The organism is Pantoea sp. SIMBA_079, assembly GCF_046940275.1.
Taxonomy (GTDB): domain Bacteria; phylum Pseudomonadota; class Gammaproteobacteria; order Enterobacterales; family Enterobacteriaceae; genus Pantoea; species Pantoea borealis.
In genome coordinates this window covers 436,770-455,584 of sequence record NZ_JAWRYR010000001.1, presented here as the reverse complement: position 1 = coordinate 455,584, position 18,815 = coordinate 436,770, and the positions used below count along the sequence as shown (strand labels likewise).

19 protein-coding genes and 1 tRNA gene are annotated in these 18,815 nt (G+C 55.3%); 13 read left to right on the top strand and 7 right to left on the bottom strand.

Going from position 1 to position 18,815, the window contains the following annotated elements; all coding sequences use genetic code 11:
• Positions 1–43 precede the first annotated feature (43 nt).
• Both prs and SB719_RS02225 read left to right on the top strand, forming a co-directional pair.
• Complete coding sequence (gene prs / locus SB719_RS02230; protein WP_104085358.1) at positions 44–991, top strand: ribose-phosphate diphosphokinase; 948 nt, start codon at positions 44–46, stop codon at positions 989–991.
• A 225-nt stretch (positions 992–1,216) separates the two neighbouring features.
• Positions 1,217–2,389: a GGDEF domain-containing protein gene (locus SB719_RS02225; RefSeq protein WP_314687403.1), complete on the top strand. Its 1,173-nt coding sequence runs from the start codon at positions 1,217–1,219 to the stop codon at positions 2,387–2,389.
• Here SB719_RS02225 and ychH read toward each other — a convergent pair.
• Positions 2,386–2,661, bottom strand: coding sequence for a stress-induced protein YchH (gene ychH, locus SB719_RS02220; RefSeq protein WP_065649071.1), 276 nt, complete (start codon positions 2,659–2,661; stop codon positions 2,386–2,388). The two genes, SB719_RS02225 and ychH, sit on opposite strands and share 4 nt — an antisense overlap.
• Before the next feature lie 260 nt (positions 2,662–2,921).
• On the opposite strand from ychH, the gene pth reads away from it, so the two are divergent.
• The 9 genes from pth to SB719_RS02175 all read left to right on the top strand — a co-directional run bounded on the left by pth (position 2,922) and on the right by SB719_RS02175 (position 11,517).
• Positions 2,922–3,509: an aminoacyl-tRNA hydrolase gene (gene pth / locus SB719_RS02215; RefSeq protein WP_065649070.1), complete on the top strand. Its 588-nt coding sequence runs from the start codon at positions 2,922–2,924 to the stop codon at positions 3,507–3,509.
• A gap of 109 nt (positions 3,510–3,618) precedes the next feature.
• Positions 3,619–4,710: a redox-regulated ATPase YchF gene (ychF, locus tag SB719_RS02210; protein WP_039384969.1), complete on the top strand. Its 1,092-nt coding sequence runs from the start codon at positions 3,619–3,621 to the stop codon at positions 4,708–4,710.
• A gap of 299 nt (positions 4,711–5,009) precedes the next feature.
• Positions 5,010–6,008: an ABC transporter substrate-binding protein gene (locus SB719_RS02205; protein WP_065649069.1), complete on the top strand. Its 999-nt coding sequence runs from the start codon at positions 5,010–5,012 to the stop codon at positions 6,006–6,008.
• The gene (locus SB719_RS02200; RefSeq protein ID WP_065649068.1) at positions 6,008–7,048 is read left to right on the top strand and encodes a FecCD family ABC transporter permease; all 1,041 of its coding nucleotides are present in this window, start codon (positions 6,008–6,010) and stop codon (positions 7,046–7,048) included. The genes SB719_RS02205 and SB719_RS02200 overlap by 1 nt, the downstream gene beginning before the upstream one ends.
• Positions 7,045–7,806, top strand: coding sequence for an ABC transporter ATP-binding protein (locus tag SB719_RS02195; RefSeq protein ID WP_314687410.1), 762 nt, complete (start codon positions 7,045–7,047; stop codon positions 7,804–7,806). The genes SB719_RS02200 and SB719_RS02195 overlap by 4 nt, the downstream gene beginning before the upstream one ends.
• A gap of 11 nt (positions 7,807–7,817) precedes the next feature.
• Positions 7,818–9,044: an MDR family MFS transporter gene (locus tag SB719_RS02190; protein WP_304234795.1), complete on the top strand. Its 1,227-nt coding sequence runs from the start codon at positions 7,818–7,820 to the stop codon at positions 9,042–9,044.
• A gap of 190 nt (positions 9,045–9,234) precedes the next feature.
• Positions 9,235–9,996, top strand: coding sequence for a basic amino acid ABC transporter substrate-binding protein (locus SB719_RS02185; RefSeq protein WP_304234793.1), 762 nt, complete (start codon positions 9,235–9,237; stop codon positions 9,994–9,996).
• A gap of 44 nt (positions 9,997–10,040) precedes the next feature.
• Positions 10,041–10,805 (top strand): amino acid ABC transporter permease, encoded by a 765-nt coding sequence (locus SB719_RS02180; protein WP_065649064.1) that lies wholly within the window; start codon positions 10,041–10,043, stop codon positions 10,803–10,805.
• The gene (locus tag SB719_RS02175; RefSeq protein WP_293005266.1) at positions 10,792–11,517 is read left to right on the top strand and encodes an amino acid ABC transporter ATP-binding protein; all 726 of its coding nucleotides are present in this window, start codon (positions 10,792–10,794) and stop codon (positions 11,515–11,517) included. Before SB719_RS02180 ends, SB719_RS02175 begins: the two co-directional genes overlap by 14 nt.
• Before the next feature lie 64 nt (positions 11,518–11,581).
• Here the strand turns inward: SB719_RS02175 and phoA are convergent, their stop codons facing one another.
• Positions 11,582–12,988, bottom strand: a complete 1,407-nt coding sequence (phoA, locus tag SB719_RS02170) for an alkaline phosphatase (RefSeq protein WP_065649063.1) — start codon at positions 12,986–12,988, stop codon at positions 11,582–11,584.
• 246 nt (positions 12,989–13,234) lie between these two features.
• On the opposite strand from phoA, the gene SB719_RS02165 reads away from it, so the two are divergent.
• Positions 13,235–13,322, top strand: a tRNA-Ser gene (locus SB719_RS02165).
• Positions 13,323–13,728: 406 nt separating this feature from the next.
• Complete coding sequence (locus tag SB719_RS02160) at positions 13,729–13,941, top strand: DUF2116 family Zn-ribbon domain-containing protein (RefSeq protein ID WP_065649062.1); 213 nt, start codon at positions 13,729–13,731, stop codon at positions 13,939–13,941.
• 146 nt (positions 13,942–14,087) lie between these two features.
• On the opposite strand, the gene SB719_RS02155 is transcribed toward SB719_RS02160, so the two are convergent.
• The 5 genes from SB719_RS02155 to efeO all read right to left on the bottom strand — a co-directional run bounded on the left by SB719_RS02155 (position 14,088) and on the right by efeO (position 18,793).
• Positions 14,088–14,291 carry a hypothetical protein gene (locus tag SB719_RS02155; RefSeq protein ID WP_304234789.1) on the bottom strand — a complete coding sequence of 68 codons (204 nt, stop codon included), beginning with the start codon at positions 14,289–14,291 and terminating at the stop codon, positions 14,088–14,090.
• Between the two features lie 279 nt (positions 14,292–14,570).
• Positions 14,571–14,933, bottom strand: coding sequence for an anti-adapter protein IraP (gene iraP / locus SB719_RS02150; RefSeq protein WP_304234787.1), 363 nt, complete (start codon positions 14,931–14,933; stop codon positions 14,571–14,573).
• A 151-nt stretch (positions 14,934–15,084) separates the two neighbouring features.
• Positions 15,085–15,873 (bottom strand): phosphate starvation-inducible protein PhoH, encoded by a 789-nt coding sequence (gene phoH / locus SB719_RS02145; protein ID WP_065649060.1) that lies wholly within the window; start codon positions 15,871–15,873, stop codon positions 15,085–15,087.
• 527 nt (positions 15,874–16,400) lie between these two features.
• Complete coding sequence (gene efeB / locus SB719_RS02140) at positions 16,401–17,678, bottom strand: iron uptake transporter deferrochelatase/peroxidase subunit (protein ID WP_304234785.1); 1,278 nt, start codon at positions 17,676–17,678, stop codon at positions 16,401–16,403.
• Between the two features lie 2 nt (positions 17,679–17,680).
• On the bottom strand, positions 17,681–18,793 hold the full coding sequence (efeO, locus tag SB719_RS02135) for an iron uptake system protein EfeO (protein ID WP_065649058.1): 1,113 nt from the start codon (positions 18,791–18,793) through the stop codon (positions 17,681–17,683).
• Positions 18,794–18,815 lie beyond the last annotated feature (22 nt).

Below are 18,815 nucleotides of genomic sequence, written 5' to 3'. Positions count from 1 at the left end.
TGAGCGGTTCATTCTCTGGACGTCCAAGCCTGAGGTTCTTCTCGTGCCTGATATGAAGCTATTTGCTGGTAACGCCACCCCGGAACTAGCACAACGTATTGCCAACCGCCTTTACACCAGCCTCGGAGACGCCGCTGTCGGTCGTTTCAGCGACGGCGAAGTAAGTGTACAGATTAACGAAAATGTACGCGGTGGCGATATTTTCATCATCCAGTCCACCTGTGCCCCCACCAACGATAATCTGATGGAGCTGGTTGTGATGGTCGACGCGCTGCGTCGGGCTTCTGCTGGTCGAATTACCGCTGTTATTCCCTATTTTGGTTATGCCCGTCAGGATCGCCGCGTGCGCTCAGCGCGTGTACCGATCACCGCTAAAGTGGTTGCTGACTTCCTCTCCAGCGTCGGCGTGGATCGCGTGCTGACCGTTGATCTGCATGCCGAGCAGATTCAGGGCTTCTTTGATGTGCCGGTAGACAACGTCTTCGGCAGCCCGATTCTGCTGGAAGATATGCTGCAGCTTGGCCTGGAAAACCCCATCGTGGTTTCGCCGGATATTGGTGGTGTGGTGCGCGCCCGCGCAATTGCCAAACTGCTTAATGACACGGATATGGCTATCATCGACAAACGTCGCCCGCGCGCGAATGTGTCTCAGGTTATGCATATTATTGGTGATGTCGCAGGACGTGACTGCGTGCTGGTCGACGATATGATCGACACCGGCGGTACGCTGTGCAAAGCGGCTGAAGCCCTGAAAGAGCGTGGTGCCAAGCGCGTATTCGCCTATGCCACCCACCCTATCTTCTCGGGTAACGCAGTTGAAAACCTGCGCAAATCTGTGATTGACGAGGTGATTGTTTGTGACACCATCCCGCTTTCGGAAGAGATGAAAGCGCTGCCAAATGTGCGCACTCTGACACTTTCCGGCATGCTGGCTGAAGCTATTCGCCGTATCAGCAACGAAGAATCAATCTCTGCTATGTTTGAACATTAATTGTTCACACTTAACCGGGCCCTGCGCCCGGTTTTTTATGCTTATCCGCGCCCGCCTTCCTTTCTGAAGCTGCTTTTTTTCACGCTGTTCGCCCGATAAATTTTTACTCTGTACGCTATTCTCCCTGCCTTCTGCTCTTTTTCGTTTTCGCGCTGTCCGCTACTTCAGCCGCTTCGGAAATAGTGCTATTTTCAGCTCCACTTTTTTCCGGGAACGCCCACTGCCATGACGCTCGATATTTATACGCTGTTTGTGTGCGAGCTTTATGTGCTGGGGTTTCTGAGCATCATTATGATATTTGCCTGGGTCGGTGCCCAGTATGACCGGGTGCTGGGCTTTACCACGCTGACGCTGATACTGACGCTGTGTGCGGTATTTCTCAGCAGCCTGCGCAGTGCCGGCCTGCACTTTCTTCCGGTTGCGTTGGGCAATGTCATAGTTATGCTGGCTTACGGTACGCTGCTGTGCGCATTTCGTACCTTCTGTCAGCGACCCGTTGGCCTGCTGTGGCCCGGCGGCGCACTGCTCTGGGCGCTGCTTTGCCTGCTGCCCGGTTTTTATCACGGTCAGCCACAGCGGGTGCTGGTGCTCTGCCTGCTGTGCATACTCTATACCGCAGCGTTTATCATGCTGCTCTGGCGCGCGCGCAGCACGCTGAAAGTCACTTTCTGGCCTGCGCAGACGCTGCTGTGGATCCATCTCGGTTTTCATCTCGCCCGCATTTTCCTTGATGACGCTGTTGTCAGCCGCCAGCCGGGCGCCATTGGCGGATCGGGTTTCTCGATTTACGTTATCCTTGAATCGATTCTGTTTGTGATAGGGCTGACGTTTACTCTGCTGGCGATGGTTAATGAACGATCGCAGGTGGCGCATAAGCTGGCGTCATTGCGCGATCCGCTGACCGGCGCATGGAACCGACGTGCGCTGTTTGAACAGGCGGATAACGTGCGGCGGCGGCGGGCTCGGCTCTCTCCAGCCGACGGCTTTAGCGCGGTGCTGTTTGACCTCGACCATTTTAAAAACATCAACGATCGCTATGGCCACCTGCAGGGTGACCGGGTGTTAATCGATTTTTGCCAGATAGCTGAGGCGCATATGCCGGCAGAGAGCTATTTTGCCCGGCTCGGCGGAGAAGAGTTTGCCGCGCTGGTAACCGGCGACAGTGAGCAGGTTCGGCAGGTGTGCGAAGCTATACGTCAGGCGACGCAGCGCTCGCAGCCTGCCGGGATCGGTTATACCGTCAGTATTGGCTATGCCACAGCCAGCCCCGCTGCCAGCCAGTTTCCGGCGCTGCTGGCGCTGGCTGATGAAGCCCTTTATTGCGCAAAAGCCCGTGGCCGCAACCGCACAGAATACGCTTTTCCAGCGCCAAAGGCGGTTGCTGAAAGGGTCAGTTAATGGGGCGTATGGTTACGGCGGCAGCGGACATCACCGTGGTGACGATGCCAGTAATAACGATCTTCAATTTTTTCCCGACCGCTGACGCGCGCACCCGCCAGCCACAATAGTGCCCCGATAAAAATACCAAACATGGCACCACTGGCCAGCAGGGGCGGCATATTCACCGAAGGTAGCTGGTTGATAACGGATGAGGCGATGCCGGCAACCATGGTCAGCAGTCCCAGACACATTAATCCGTTACCTATAACGCGGCATTGATGACGTTTCATGATGTACCTCCATCCTTATGAGCAAAATAAAACCGCACATAACGTTAACCTGTCATAAGTTTAGGCAATGATAGCGGAGCATTTTGCGTCCAGGATCACACAACACAACCTGCAAATGACAAAAATTTACCTGCAGCATCTTGTTTTACATAGAAATTGACTAATCACGCAGTGACACTACTTCTGCCTGACAATCTTTGTCATCCCTGCCAGCAGGCAGTAAACTACCCTCCTTTCCGCAGGAGAACAGGATAACTATTGTGAGCAGCATTAAACTGATTGTGGGACTGGCAAATCCCGGTGCCGAATATGCGGCAACGCGCCACAACGCCGGCGCGTGGTATCTGGATCTGCTGGCCAGCCGCCATAATCAGGCGCTAAAAGAGGAGCCTAAGTTTTTTGGCTATACGGCGCGCCTGGCTCTGGCCGGGAATGATGTGCGGCTGCTGGTGCCAACGACCTATATGAATCTCAGTGGTAAAGCGGTGGCGGCGATGGCCACGTTTTACCGTATTACGCCTGAAGAGATTCTGGTCGCACACGATGAGATGGATTTGCCGCCGGGCGTCGCTAAATTTAAACAGGGCGGCGGGCATGGCGGGCATAACGGTTTAAAAGACATTATCAGCAGGCTGGGTAACAACAATAACTTTCACCGTTTACGCGTAGGCATCGGCCATCCTGGCGATCGCAACAAAGTGACCGGATTTGTACTGGGAAAACCCCCTGCCAGCGAGCAGAAGCTGATTGATGACGCCGTCGATGAAGCGGTGCGCTGTACAGAACTGTGGCTGAAAGAAGATAAGATTAAAGCGATGAATCGTCTGCACGCCTTCAAAGCGGGCTAAGGCAATTCCCGCGCCGCGCCGGGCAATTCTGTGTATAATGCGCGAAATTTTTTGAATCAGGCGTGCCGCCCGGCGGTGCGCCACCCTCAGTGAGAAAGGTAATCAGATCATGGGATTTAAATGCGGTATCGTGGGCCTGCCAAACGTTGGTAAATCCACCCTGTTTAACGCGCTGACCAAAGCGGGTATCGAAGCAGCGAACTTTCCGTTCTGCACTATCGAGCCGAACACTGGCGTAGTACCGATGCCCGATCTGCGCCTTGATCAGCTGAGCGAAATTGTTAAACCTCAGCGCGTGGTGCCTACCACTATGGAGTTTGTGGATATTGCCGGTCTGGTAAAAGGCGCGTCGAAAGGCGAAGGCCTCGGTAACCAGTTCCTGACCAACATCCGTGAAACAGAAGCAATTGGTCACGTGGTCCGCTGCTTTGAGAATGAAAATATTATTCACGTCTCAGGCAAAGTTAATCCGGCAGAAGATATCGATATTATCAATACTGAGCTGGCACTCTCTGACCTGGATACCTGTGAGCGCGCCATTCAGCGCTGCCAGAAAAAAGCCAAGGGCGGCGATAAAGACGCAAAAGCGGAACTGGCTGCGCTGGAGAAGTGCCTGCCGCATCTGGAAAACGCCGGAATGCTGCGTGCCCTGAAGCTGGATGCTGATGAGAAAGCCGCTATCCGCTACCTGAGCTTCCTGACGCTGAAGCCTACCATGTACATCGCCAACGTTAATGAAGATGGCTTCGAAAACAACCCATACCTTGACCAGGTACGCGCTATTGCTGAAGCAGAAGGCTCGGTAGTGGTGCCGGTTTGTGCAGCCGTTGAATCTGACATCGCCGAGCTGGATGATGAAGAGCGCGATGAGTTTATGGCTGAGCTGGGTCTGGAAGAGCCAGGTCTGAACCGCGTGATCCGCGCGGGTTACGCGCTGCTTAACCTGCAGACTTACTTTACCGCGGGCGTTAAAGAAGTACGTGCATGGACGATCCCGGTGGGCGCCACTGCACCGCAGGCTGCCGGTAAGATCCACACTGATTTTGAGAAAGGGTTTATCCGCGCACAGACCATCGCCTTTGATGACTTCATCACCTATAAAGGTGAACAGGGTGCCAAAGAGGCGGGCAAAATGCGTTCAGAAGGCAAAGAGTACATCGTCAAAGATGGCGATGTAATGAACTTCCTGTTCAACGTCTGATAACGGCGGCTGTTCCGCGGGATGCCGGTTACTCTCGCGCAGATAAGCAAGTGCTTTACTATCCACGCTCCGGCGTGGATTTTTTTTGGCGGCGTATGTTTCATCCCGCCTTCATTTCTGCGTTAAACCCCTTTCTGGCCTGCGCGCGCTGAAAACAGCTATTACGCGGCAATTTCCCCTTTTGCCATGACCCGGGGCAGCCACCAGCGCTTGTCAACCGTTGATAATGTAATTCATTATCATTATTATCGCGGTCAGGAATTTCACGGATCAGCGCTTTTTATAAGAGAAAGGGTTAGATGAAAAAAGTCATTTGTGCATTTGCTTTGCTGTTTACTGCCGCCAGTCACGCCGTTGCTGCTCCCTACCCGCTGACCATCGAAAACTGTGGCTACAAAGAGACGTTTACTAAAGCGCCGGAACGCGTGGTTGCGCTGGGACAGAACACCACAGAGATCCTGCTGCTGCTTGGCCTGCAGGATAAGATTGTGGCCAGCGCTTTCTGGCCGACTAAAGTACTGCCGCAGCTGGCTAAGCAGAATGCCGGCATCAAAACGCTGACCGTTGAGATCCCGACGCTGGAGTCGATTCTGGCCCAAAACCCGGACTTTGTCCCGGCGCAGGCGCCGCTGCTGCTCGGTCCGGAAAGCAAGGTCGCAAAGCGTGAAGATTTTGCCACGCTGGGGCTGAACAGCTACATGTCCCCTGGCATGTGCGCCACCAAAAAAGGCGCGGGCGATATGTATGGCAGTCGCCAGAAACTATGGGACATGACTTATCTGTACAAAGAGATCGACGATTTCTCCCGCATCTTCAACGTGGAAGATCGCGGTCAGGCGCTGATCGCTGACTTCAAACAGCGTGAAGCCGCGCTGCGCAGCGCCTTCAGTAAAAATGCCCGCGACCTTTCCTTTGTGTTCTGGTTCTCCAGCTCCTCGCCGGCGGCAGACGCCTACGTTGGCGGGAAGAACAGCGCGTCCGGTTTTATTGCCAGCGTGCTGGGTGGCCATAACGCCATTACTACCGAGACCGAGTGGCCTACCGTGGGCTGGGAAAGCATTATTGCCGCCAATCCGGATGTGATTGTTGTCTCCAGTCTCGATCGCAACCGCTGGACGCTGGACAGCGCCGCAGAGAAGATTAAATTCCTGAAGAGCGATCCGGCCGTGAGTCAGCTGGATGCGGTGAAAAAAGGGCATATCGTGGTCATGGATGGCCAGGCGATGAACCCGACTATCCGCACCATCTATGGCGCTGAACAGGTGGCAGAGCAGCTGCGTAAGATGGGACTGAATTAATGACCACCGCTGTTACCACCGTGCGGCAGACGCTGGTGCTCAGCACAAGTGCAGTCGCGGCGCTGTTGCTTCTGATCATGGTGATAGCGCTGGGCATCAGCGTGGGCGAACTGCCTGTGCCGCTCAGGAGCGTTTTTTTCGCGTTCAGTAATCGTCTGGGCCTGACGGCAGAACCGCTCAATCGCATTTATGAGAGCGTGATCTGGGACTTCCGGCTCAGCCGGGCGCTGGTTGCCGCCTGCTGCGGCGCGGGTCTCGCCATCTGCGGCGCCGTTCTGCAGAGTCTGCTGAAAAATGCGCTGGCAGAGCCTTACGTGCTGGGCGTTTCGGCAGGTGCCTCTACCGGCGCGGTCGCTATTGTTATTCTGGGTCTGGGGACGGGCGCCGTTTCGCTCTCGGCAGGTGCGTTTGCCGGGGCCTTCGCCGCCTTTGCATTTGTCGCCTTTCTCACGAAGGGCGCGCGCAGCGGCAACGAACGGACCATCCTCGCGGGCGTCGCAGCCTCCCAGCTGTTTAATGCGGTAACCGCCTATACCATCAGCACGTCAGCCAGCGCTCAGCAGGCACGCGACGTGATGTTCTGGTTGCTGGGCAGTTTTAGCGGCGTACGCTGGCCGGAATTTCAGCTGGTGCTGATTGTGGTGCTGCTGGGGCTGGCAATCTGCCTGTGGTATTCACGCGCGCTGGATGCGTTTACCTTTGGTGATGATGCCGCCGCGTCGCTGGGTATTGCCGTACCGCGGGTACGCCTGATCCTGTTCACGACTACGGCACTGATCACCGCAACCATTGTCAGCATGGCAGGCTCAATTGGCTTTGTCGGCCTGGTCGTGCCGCACGTGATGCGCTTTTTCTTCGGGCCGCTGCATCGCACTCTGCTGCTCGCCTGCGCGCTGGCCGGAGCGATTCTGATGGTACTGGCGGATATCGCTTCGCGCCTGCTGATTGCGCCACAAAGCCTGCCGGTGGGCGTAGTCACCGCGCTGGTCGGCGTACCTTTCTTCGCTATCATTATCTACCGCTCAGGGAACAAATCATGAGTATCTGCGCTGAACATATTACGTGGAAAGTGGGCAGGAAAGTTATCGTCAATGATGTCTCACTGAACGTAGCGCGCGGACAAACCGTGGGCCTGCTGGGACCAAACGGATCCGGTAAATCGTCGCTGCTGCGCGTGCTGGCGGGACTGCGACGCCCGCATGCCGGTCAGGTAATGCTGGATGGCAACGATATCCGCTTTATCGCAAAAAAAGCGCTGGCACGCCGGGTGGCCTTTGTGGAACAGCACGGGATGACGGATGCCAACATGCGGGTACGTGACGTGGTAAAGCTGGGACGTATTCCGCATCACTCCCCTTTCTCCAGCTGGAGCGCGCAGGATAACGCCACGGTTCTGGCAGCGCTGCAGCGGGTGGATATGGTGGAGAAAAGCGATCAGGGCTGGCAGAGTCTGTCAGGAGGCGAGCGGCAGCGGGTGCATATTGCACGGGCGCTGGCGCAGGTGCCAACCGAAATCCTGCTGGATGAACCGACTAATCACCTCGATATTCATCATCAGATGCAGCTAATGAAGCTTATCAGCGAACTGCCGGTAACCAGCATTGTGGCGATACACGATCTCAATCACGCCTCCATGTTCTGCGATAATCTGATTGTGATGCAGCAGGGTGAAATTGTCGCCACCGGCACGCCGCAGGAAATTCTGAATGAGGATCTGCTGTGGGATGTATTCCGCGTGCGGGCAAAAATCGAAAATTCGCCTTACCACAGCGGTAAACACATTCATTATATAGCCTGACGGAAACCTGCATGCCTGCGCCCCGCCCCGTTAAGCGGCTCTGGCTGCCCCTGCTGCCGGGCTGTCAGTTTGTTTTTAACCTTGGCTTTTACGCCGTGGTGCCTTTCCTGGCCATTTTTTTGCGCGACGATCTGGCGCTCTCCGGCACGCTGGTCGGGCTGATTCTGGGGCTGCGTACTTTCTGTCAGCAGGGTATGTTTCTGCTCGGCGGCGCACTCTCCGATCGCTTTGGCGCCCGGCGCGTGGTGCTGGCGGGCTGCATGGTACGCATCAGCGGCTATCTGCTGCTGGCGTGCGGCGAATCAGTAGCCCCGGTTATCACCGGCGCCTGCCTGACCGGCATCGGCGGCGCGCTCTTCTCGCCCTCCATTGAAGCGCTGCTGGCGAAAGCGGGTACGCAGAGTGAAGCAGAAGGAAAACGCAGCCGCGCTGAGTGGTTTGCCCTGTTTGCCGTCTGCGGCGAGCTGGGTGCCGTTATCGGTCCGGCGGCGGGTGCGTTGCTGACCGGTTACGGCTTTCGCCAGATCGCCTTTGCAGGCGCAGCGGTCTTTATGCTGGCGATGATCGTGCTGTTTTTCACCCTGCCCGCCGCGCCCGCACGCCGCACTACGCTGCAGGTCATGCCGTGGTGGCGCACCTTTCACCAGCCGCGTTTTGTGGCGTTTATCATTGCTTACAGCAGCTGGCTGCTGAGCTATAACCAGCTCTACCTGGCGCTGCCTGTGGAGATCCAGCGTGCCGGCGGTCAGGAGAGCGATCTCGCACCGCTGTTTATGCTTGCTTCACTGCTGATCATCACGCTGCAGCTGCCGCTGGCGCGTTTCGCCCGCCGCACCGGCGCAGCGCGGATCGTCCCGTGGGGCTTTGCGCTGATTGCCGGGGCATTCCTCAGCGTGGCGCTGTATGCTGATGCCGCAGCAGGCGCGGGCTGGATGCGCCTGCTGCCCGCAGCGGCTTTTGTCACGCTGCTGACGCTCGGGCAGATGCTGCTGGTGCCGGCCGCGAAAGATCTGGTGCCACGGTTTGCAGATCCGTCATCGCTGGGCGCGCATTATGGTGCCCTGGCCACTGCGGGTGGCGTGGCGGTGTTAATGGGTAATATCCTGCTGGGAGGCATGCTTGAACAGGCGCGCGTGCCGTCAGAGGCGGCCCGGCTGCCGTGGCTGCTGCTGGCGCTGTTTCCTCTCGTCAGCGCTTTTGCCATGCGCATTATCTGCGCGCCGCTGCGCAACGCGTAACCTGCGGCATATTGTGCCGCCCTCCTCCCTTACCCGCTGCGCCGCAACAGGCGGGCGACTCAATTCACGCTTTAGTGAATATTGTCCTCAGCGCTGACTATTCCGCTTGCCAGAGCATGCACCGGTGTGTATTTTTATGCATTAATTTTGCATAAATTGCACACCTTGTCCCTTCTCCAGGAGAATCACAATGTTTATCCGTTCAGCCCTGCTGGGCTTAGTGCTGGCGCTGTCAGCCACGGCGGCGCAGGCCGTCACTTATGTTGTCGGCTCTGGCGGCACTTACCGTCCGTTCGAATTTGAAAACGCGCAGAAGCAGCTGGAAGGATTTGATATCGATATCATCAAAGCCGTCGCCAAAGCGGAAAACTTTGATATCAAACTGGTTAATACCCCGTGGGAAGGCATCTTTGCCACCCTGAATTCGGGCGACCGCGACATCATCATCTCCGGCATTACCATTACCGACAAGCGCAAGCAGATGGTCGATTTCTCCGCGCCCTACTTCCCGGCTGAACAGGCTATTGTGGTGCCGGAAAACGCTAACGTAGCCTCTCTGGCGTCGCTGAAAGATCTGAATGTCGGCGTGGTGAACTCCAGCACCGGCGACATCGTGGTGTCTGATGTGCTGGGCAAAAACAGCACGGCAATTAAGCGTTTTGATAATACGCCGCTGATGCTGCAGGAGCTGTATGAAGATGGCATCGGCGCGGCCGTAGGCGATGTTGGCGTGGTGAAATACTACATTAAAACGCATCCGGAAAAGCAGTTTAAACTGGTTTCTGACAATAAGTTTGAGCGCCAGTATTTTGGTATCGCGGTAGCGAAAGGCAACGATGAATTACGCAGCAAGATCAACGCCGGCCTGCAGAAAATCATTGCCGACGGCACCTATGCGAAAATTTACGCGACCTGGTTCGACAGCAACGTTCCTGCTCTTCCCGCTCAGTAATCTCCCGTCGCCGCGCGCTCGCGCGGCACAATAAGGACGTTTTTATGACAGGCTTCCGCTGGGAAATCATCCAGGAATATATGCCGCTGTTTATCGACGGCGCGATGATGACCCTCAAATGTACCCTCATTTGTGTGATCACAGGCACCCTGTGGGGCCTGACGCTCGGCTTAGGGCGTCTGGCGTCGGCGCCGCATGGCCCGTGGAAATATCTACTGCATTACGGCATTCAGTGGCCGGTACGCATCTACATCAGCGCTTTCCGCGGTACGCCGCTGTTCGTGCAGATTATGGTGGTGCACTTCGCGCTGATCCCGCTGTTTATCAATCCACGCGATGGCATACTGGTGGCAAACGGTATTATGCCGGCAGAATTTGCCCGCGAGCTGCGCGCTAACTATGGCGCTTTCCTTTCCTGCGTAGTGGCAATCACCCTGAATGCGGGCGCTTACGTATCGGAAATCTTCCGCGCCGGGATCCAGTCGATCGATCGCGGTCAGATGGAAGCCTCGCGTTCGCTTGGCATGCCATATGGCCGCACCATGCGCAGAGTGATTTTGCCGCAGGCGTTTCGCCGTATGCTCCCGCCGCTCGGCAATAATGCGATTGCTATCGTAAAAGATTCGTCGCTGGCGTCAGCGATTGGTCTTGCCGATCTGGCATATGCTGCCCGTACGGTTTCAGGCGCTTACGCGACTTACTGGGAACCCTATCTGGTGATTTCACTGGTGTACTGGGTATTTACCTTCCTGCTGTCGCTGCTGGTTCGTTACATGGAAAAGAGGTTTGGCAAAAGTGATCCACGTTGAAAACTTGCAGAAAAACTTTGGTGAAAACCAGGTGCTGAACGGCATCAGCTGTGACATTCCGGCGCAGGAGGTGCTGTGCGTGATCGGTCCGTCCGGCTCTGGCAAGAGCACGTTCCTGCGCTGCCTGAACGGGCTTGAAAGCATCGATGGCGGTCGCGTGGTGGTGAACGGGTTTGAGGTGCAGGATCCCAAAACCCGCATCAATACGCTGCGTGAACATGTGGGTATGGTGTTTCAGCGCTTTAATCTCTTTCCGCATATGACCGTGCTGGAAAACCTGATTATGGCACCGATGGAGGTGCGCAAACTGTCGCGCCAGCAGGCCACTGAGCAGGCTAAAGCGCTGCTGGAAAAAGTGGGCCTGACTGACAAGATCACTGCCTGGCCAAACAGCCTCTCCGGCGGCCAGCAGCAGCGCGTCGCCATTGCCCGGGCGCTGGCGATGGAGCCCGACATCATGCTGTTTGATGAGCCTACCTCCGCGCTTGATCCCGAACTGGTCGGTGAGGTACTGAGCGTCATGAAAATGCTGGCGCAGGAAGGCATGACCATGGTGATTGTCACGCATGAAATGGGCTTTGCGCGCGAAGTGGCGGATCGGGTGATGTTTATGGATCAGGGGATCATTCAGGAGCTGGACACGCCGGATGTGCTGTTCACCCGGCCGCAAAATCCGCGTACTCAGGCGTTTCTCAGCAAAGTGCTGGCGTAATCCATCGCCCGGTCATAACAAAAATCCACGCCGCAGCGTGGATTTTTTTCTGTCTGCTATCCGCTTATTTAAGCGCCATCGCATTTTTTAGCGTGAAGAACAGATCGGTCTGGTCGGTCAGCCCCACCACGTTTGCCGCATGCGGTCCGTAAGCAGCAATGCGCAGCTGCGCACCGGTATGTTCCTGCGAATCCTCTTCCGAGTTGCCGTAGCTGATGGTCATTACCGCACCATCTTTCGTGTTCAGCGCCTGGGTCAGGCCCGGCGCTTTGGTGCCATTCTCAACAATCTGACTGCTGTGCGCGTGGTCGGCGGTGACCACCACCAGCGTATCGCCATGTTCACGGGCATAAGCCAGCGCCACCTGTACCGCTTCGTCGAGATCCACCGTTTCGCCAATCTGGCCGCACGGGTTAGCCGCGTGATCCTGTTTATCGATTGAAGCGCCCTCGACCTGCAGGAAGAACCCTTTCTCATTTTTACTGAGCAGGTCGATCGCTTTTGTCGTCATCTGCGCCAGCGTCGGCACCGATGCCGGCCGATCCTGATTAACCTCACAGGTCACGACCGGTTTATCAATATTGCCATGATAACTGGCTTTGGGACCCTGCCAGCGCACCGGCATATTGCCCGGCGCAAACAGCCCCAGCAGCGGCTGCTGCTGAGTCGCCTGCTGTACCGCGTTCAGTGCGTCGAGATTTTCTGCCAGCTGATAGCCGCGCGCCTGCGCCTGTTCATACAGCGTTTTACCTTTATAGTCGCCAGCTTTCGCGACCTCATTAAAGCTTTTTGCACCGCCGCCCAATAACACATCCGGACGGGTCAGCAGCATCTGCTCGGTAATCGAGCCTTTGCCACCCTGCTCTAATGCGTTGGTCGGGCAGAGTTCACTGGTTTTCTCAGGACCGTAGCATTTGCGCGAAGTGACGTGCGCCATCAGTGCCGCCGGCGTTGCATCCTGCAGTTCGGCGGTAGAGACATTCCCGGTGGCTTTGCCGGCCGCTTTGGCCAGCTCAAGCAGCGTGGTTTGATCCTGACCATTGACGTCGACACCAATAGCCCCGTTGTACGACTTGGTGCCTGTCGCCCATGCGGTGGCGGAAGCGGCAGAGTCAGTGACGTAGCCCGGTTTGTGCGTTTTTTTATCCAGCGAATAGTGCGTGTACTGTCCGGTAAGCGGTAGCGCATCAATACCGGCAAAAAAGCCGCCCGCGCCCATCGCCAGATTACGCGCAGCGGTGATCTCGGAGTCACCCATACCATCGCCGATCAGCAAAATGACATTTTTTGCCGTTTTATTACTTAGCGAGGCCTTCAGCGCCTCAGTCTGATCGCTGCTCAGCCGACGTGCGCCACCGTGCTGCGTCAGATCGCCGGTGGCTGCTCTATTGTATGTTGTAACGTCTGCCACCGCAGCGGTGGCGGTAAGCGTAGCCAGCAGTGAAACCGTCAGCAGAGGTAAGTGTTTCATTCTTCAGCATCCTTATCAGTGAGACAACCCGTTTATTTTCGCTGCCAAGTCTGCGTCAGCGGGATGACATTTTTGTGTCAGACACGCAACGTTTCAGTGACAATCACAGCAAAGTGAACAGGGTTAAGACAATCTGTGCAGAGCTTAAGCAGATAGAAAAAAAGGAGAAAATAGCACTTGACCCTTTTCAGCTAACTCCCTATAGTAGCGCCCCGTTGACCCAGCGCGGTTAGCGAAAAAATATGTGGTGAGGTGTCCGAGTGGCTGAAGGAGCACGCCTGGAAAGTGTGTATACGGCAACGTATCGGGGGTTCGAATCCCCCTCTCACCGCCACAAATTTGAAGAAGAGCCTGAACTTATGTTCAGGCTTTTTTTTTGCATATTGCATCGTGAGAGGGGTATGAGAACCCCCGACCGGGTTCGATGGGCAATACTGGTCACCAGAGCCTGTAATACTCGACCTTTCTTCAGTCTTACAGAGATCTTTTTGGAAATATCCGGACGGACCTCCGCACAGACCTGACCACCCTCAGCAGACTCAGGCCGCAGTTCTTCTTCAGGTCTGCTAAACTGATCCGGCAGCAACATTCAGCAGGGATAATGCGGATGGGGTGCCAGCGACCCCTTTCCATCAGCCCTGTTGAAAACCCCCTTTTTACGATGACACTCTTTGTATCATTACCAAAGCAGTCAGGGCGTTATCGCCCAAAGAAACGTTTGATTTATTAAGGAAAAAATTATGGATGATGTAGATCTGGCACAGGAACGAGAAGCGGCTCATCTTGAGAGCGCATTATTTGCCCGCCAGCCGCGCCTGGTGAGCACAACAGGCAAGTGTATCTGGTGCAGAGATGAAGCGATTGTTGCTGATACTGCATTCTGCTCTTCAGAGTGTGGAGAGGATTACCACAAGCATCAGCGCGAAATGAAGCAGCGGATCACCGGCGAATAGCCGGAAGCGGCGCTTAGCTAATCCGTAAAGCGCCGCACGCCATAACCTTGTGATGCATGCTTAATAAAGCAGATTAAGCCTGCGTTTTTTACAGGATAACGCCCTTCAGATCCGCAGTAAAAACAGCATAAGCCAGATGTGGCGGATCAAATCCTGCCCTTCCGGATAATCACAATGGCATCACGGTATATCTCTTTCATAAAGTCATCATGGGTTGCCTGCCGGTAAACCTCAAGCCTGGCCAGCAATGCTTCAAGGGTAATTTCGTTCCCGGTGTCAATGAGTTCGCGTACTGCTTTCAAAATGGCATTAGCTATAAATTCCACTCTGTCGTTATTATCATTTGTCATAAACCTCCACTTTTGATTCCAGACCACCGTACCACTCAGGCGATCAGAATGTCGGTTTATCGGGCCTTTTTATTAATTTACCTTCTCAGCTAATCTTCAGCTCAAACAGGCAGGGGTGGAAAAATATCTATTATTCAAAGAGATAATCAAGAACAGGAGCATGTTGCTAATGACTGAGTCGCAAAGGAAACTCCCCGCCAGAGGTAAGCTGATACCGGGCACAGCAAATAAAAAAGCCTGAACGCGCGTTCAGGCTTTTTTATTTACCGTCTGACCACCTTACTTTTTGGCGGGTAAAGCGGGTTCCGCGACGGCTACGCCGATCAGTTCGCTCAGCCCTTCATGATTAATCTCACCGTCGGCCTTATCCACTGCCTGCGAGATAGTCAGCAGATTCTGCAGTTCGCTCAGCAGAATAGCAGCGTCAGACCTCAGCACGTCATCACTTTCAGCGGAGTCGATAACCGTATTGATCGCTTTGTTTGCGGCGTCAATCATTTCTGTTACTCCACCCTGCCTGCTGACGGCCAGTACCAGCGCGCTGATCAGCAGCGACTGAGCTTCCACACGGGCGGTCAGCTGTTTCATGTCCGCATCAATGTGCGATATTTTAGCCAGCATACTCAGGACGACGTTTTTCACTGGTTGTGCTCCCTGAAAAAACATCAATCTTACCGCGTTAGCGAACTGCTGCAACTATCATCACTCTGAAATACCGGCAGACGCTGTACGGCCAGTGTCAGTCAGAAAAAAACCCGGCCGGAGCCGGGTTTGTCGACTGAATGCTACTCTGTCAGCCGTAGGCGTGCAGTGTGCGCTGGCAGAGGGCTGAGCGAACACAGTCCTCTTTCGCAAAACGCACCACGCCAACCATCTCATCTTCTTCAAAGCGCGCCAGCGCATCGGCAAGACCGGACTGAACGCTGGCGGGCAGATCGCACTGGGTAATATCACCGTTAACGATAACCGTGACGTTTTCTCCCAGGCGGGTCAGAAACATCTTCATCTGCGCAGCGGTGACGTTCTGTGCCTCGTCGAGGATAACCACTGCATTCTCAAAAGTACGTCCACGCATATAGGCGAAGGGCGCAATCTCTACCTTGGCGATCTCAGGCCGCAGGCAGTACTGCATAAAGGAAGCGCCGAGACGTTTAACCAGAACGTCATAAACCGGACGAAAATAGGGGGCAAATTTCTCGGAAATGTCTCCGGGCAGGAAACCGAGATCTTCATCCGCCTGCAGTACCGGGCGCGTCACGATAATCCTTTCGATATCCTTATTGATCAGGGCCTCAGCTGCTTTTGCAGCGCTAATCCAGGTTTTACCGCAACCCGCTTCACCGGTTGCAAATATCAGCTGTTTCGTTTCTATGGCGTTAAGATAGTGCGCCTGAGCTTCATTTCGGGCTGCAATAGGTGCCCGGTCGCGCACATCGCGCGCCATGCCAATAGCATCTAACCCGCCCATCTGCACCAGCGAAGTGACCGATTCTTCTTCGCGCTGACGATGACTCCGGGAGTCATTACGAAGCACACGACGAGCTTCACGACGCGCTTTGATCACTGCTTTCTGTCTTCCCATAGTGGCACCTTACAGTTGGTTTCATGAATCGCGACGGATCACCCGCGGCGATGACTTGAACGCTTTAGAGGTTACATTGGCTTCCTTGTAGCCGTACTGATAGACAAACGGGGGTGTACAACAGCGCCGAAACGCCGCAGCGCACCGGATAAACACGGGCTGATTGAAGAAGATAGTGGATGGATGGAGAGTAAAACGCTGACAGGAGGGTCTCCCCCGCAGAGAACTGCGCTTGCTGTGTTACACCTGCTGGTTCCGGAATGGAACACCTCATGCGCGAACTCCAGTGGCAGATGCCACATAACTGACAACGCTTATGATTAAAGTGAAACATAGCGCCGAAAATTTGCAACACTATTTTTACTTTTCGATGCAAATTAAGATTTTTAGTGTCGATCGGTCGATACCCAAAAAAGATAAAAAGCCAACAATATCAATGCAATAAATAAAAACAAAAAGGATCCTTTACGGATCCTTTCATGATGCGGAGAGCTATAAAGCATGATGCCGGATAACGGCAATCAGGTTCAGGCTTCGATTAACGACTGCCCGAGATAGTGAGCGCTATCCGGCACGCCCGGCAGCGCAAAAAAGTACCCCCCGCCGACAGGTCGCACATACTCTTCCAGCGCCTCACCGTTAAGCCGCTGCTGCACCGTGATAAAACCTTTGCTGAGATCGTGCTGATAGCAGATAAACAGCAATCCCATATCAAGCTGCCCTGCGCCAGTGATCCCTGCGGAGTAGCTGTAGCCGCGCCGCAGCATCAGGCTGTCAGCCGTCTCCGGCGTGCGCGGGTTGGCAAGCCGGATATGGGCATCAAGCGCAATGACCTCACCATCCGGATCGCTGGCGTAATCCGGCTCATCATGCTCATGCTGTCTGCCGAGCGGCGCGCCACTGAGCTTTTCACGACCAAAAATAGTCTGCTGCTCACCCAGCGGGGTGCGATCCCATTGCTCAACGCGGAAACGAATAATCCGTACCGTCTGATAGCTGCCACCATATGTCCAGGCAGGCTCCTGCTGATCGGCCGTCACCCATAGCATGCGGTTCATCAGCGCGTCATTCTGCGTATCCGGATTTGCCGTGCCATCTTTGAAACCCAGCAGGTTAATCGGGGTTTCCTGCCCGTTACTGCGTGCTGCACGATCGGGAATAAACCCTTCGCGCCGCCAGCGTACCGCCAGCAAGTCGGGCGTGTGTTTGATGATGTCGCGCAGCGCGTGGATCACGGTGTCCTGACTGTTGGCGCAGATCTGAATCAGTAGATCCCCGTGACACTGGCTGGCGTCGAGCGAATCATTAGGAAAGCGCGTCATCGTCTGCAGCTGTGCCGGCTTATGCGCGCCCAGTCCAAAGCGTTCGTCAAACAGTGAACTGCCCACGGATAGCGTCAGCGTCAGATTATCCGGCGCAATGGTGGCACCCAGAATGCCGGAGTCAGCCGGCGGCAGTTGCGGATTCGTTACTGCAGGCGCAAGCCCGCCCTGCGTCAGAAACGCAAACCTTGCTGTCAGCAGACGCAGTAAACGCGTCAGCTCAGCTTTACTGCCGGCCAGTACGTCAAATGCCACCAGCATCATGGCAGCCTGCTGCGGCGTCAGGATGCCCGCCTGATGCTCACCGTAAAACGGTTGCACCTGCTGACGCGCATCAGGTGCAACCGTTCCCGGAGAAAAATGTTCCGCTGCGCCAGCGTGAAACGGACAGCTGCCCCCGAGTACAGCCGCACCGCCCAACACACCCAGCCCCTGCAGTAACCGACGGCGCGCCGGCTGCATGGCATCATGCTGTTTAGTCATGGTTAATCAAGGCCCAGCGTGCCGCGCAGCAAGGAGAGATCTTCCGCCAGCACGGTAATCGGCGCTTTTAACGCATTGCGATCGGCTACCGTCAGCTTCTCATACGATGCAAAACCGTCCGCCGTACGGTATTTATCCAGTATGACGTCAACTTTACTGAAGTTCGTATCGATTTTCGTCAGAAGCTGCGGATTACGCTGCTGCAACAGCGGGCGCAGTAATGAGACAATTTTCTGCGCGCCGTCGACGTTTGCCCGGAAGTCTGAGAGGTCAGTGCGGCTGTAACGATCTTCTTCTCCGGAGATTTTGCTCGAAGCGACCTCTTCAATCAGACCGGCTGCGCCCCCTACAACTTTAACCGGCGAAAATGCCAGCGCGCTGATGCGCGCCTGCAGCGCTTTTACATCCTCATTAAGCTGGCTGGCAAAGGGAGCGGCACCGGTCGTTGTGCGGTCGGCAAACAGCAGTTTCTCCAGCCGGTGGAAACCGGTGAATCCAGGATCCGCCGCTTTCTGCTCAAAATCATCTTCACGGGCATCAATCGTGCCATCCAGATCGGAGAAGAGTTCAGCAACAGGCTCAATACGCTCGTAGTGGGCACGGGTCGGTGCGTAGAGCGCTCTGGCTTTATCACCGTCGCCTGCGTTAATGGCTGCCGTAAACGCTTTGGTGCTGCTGACCAGCGCGTTAACTTCATTGAGAACGTAAGCTTTGTAGTCGGCGATAGGCTGAGCCAGCTGCAGCAGCTCTTTCTGCTCTGAGGCTGATGACTGCCCCGATCCGGTCACCGTCAGTTTGCCTTTGGGATTGCTCAGCAGGCCGCAGGTCATCTCATACTCACCCGCTTCCAGATTTGCCGTCAGCTTTTGCGTGAAGCCCGGCGCGATATTTTCCCGCTCTTCCACCACCATGACCCCTTTCAGGATCTCCCACTCCAGCGCTTTCTGGCTGTGATTCTTAATAATGAACTGACTTTTACCCGCCGGCACGTTCAGCGTCATCGGCTCACACTGTTTGTCCGTAACGGTGACGGTGAACTGCGGGATCGCTGCGGCGGCAGTACCGGAAAGCAGCAGCGCGATGAAGGAAGCGGTAGTGCGTAAAGGCGTATTCATGAGGGTATCCGTGTTAAAGAGT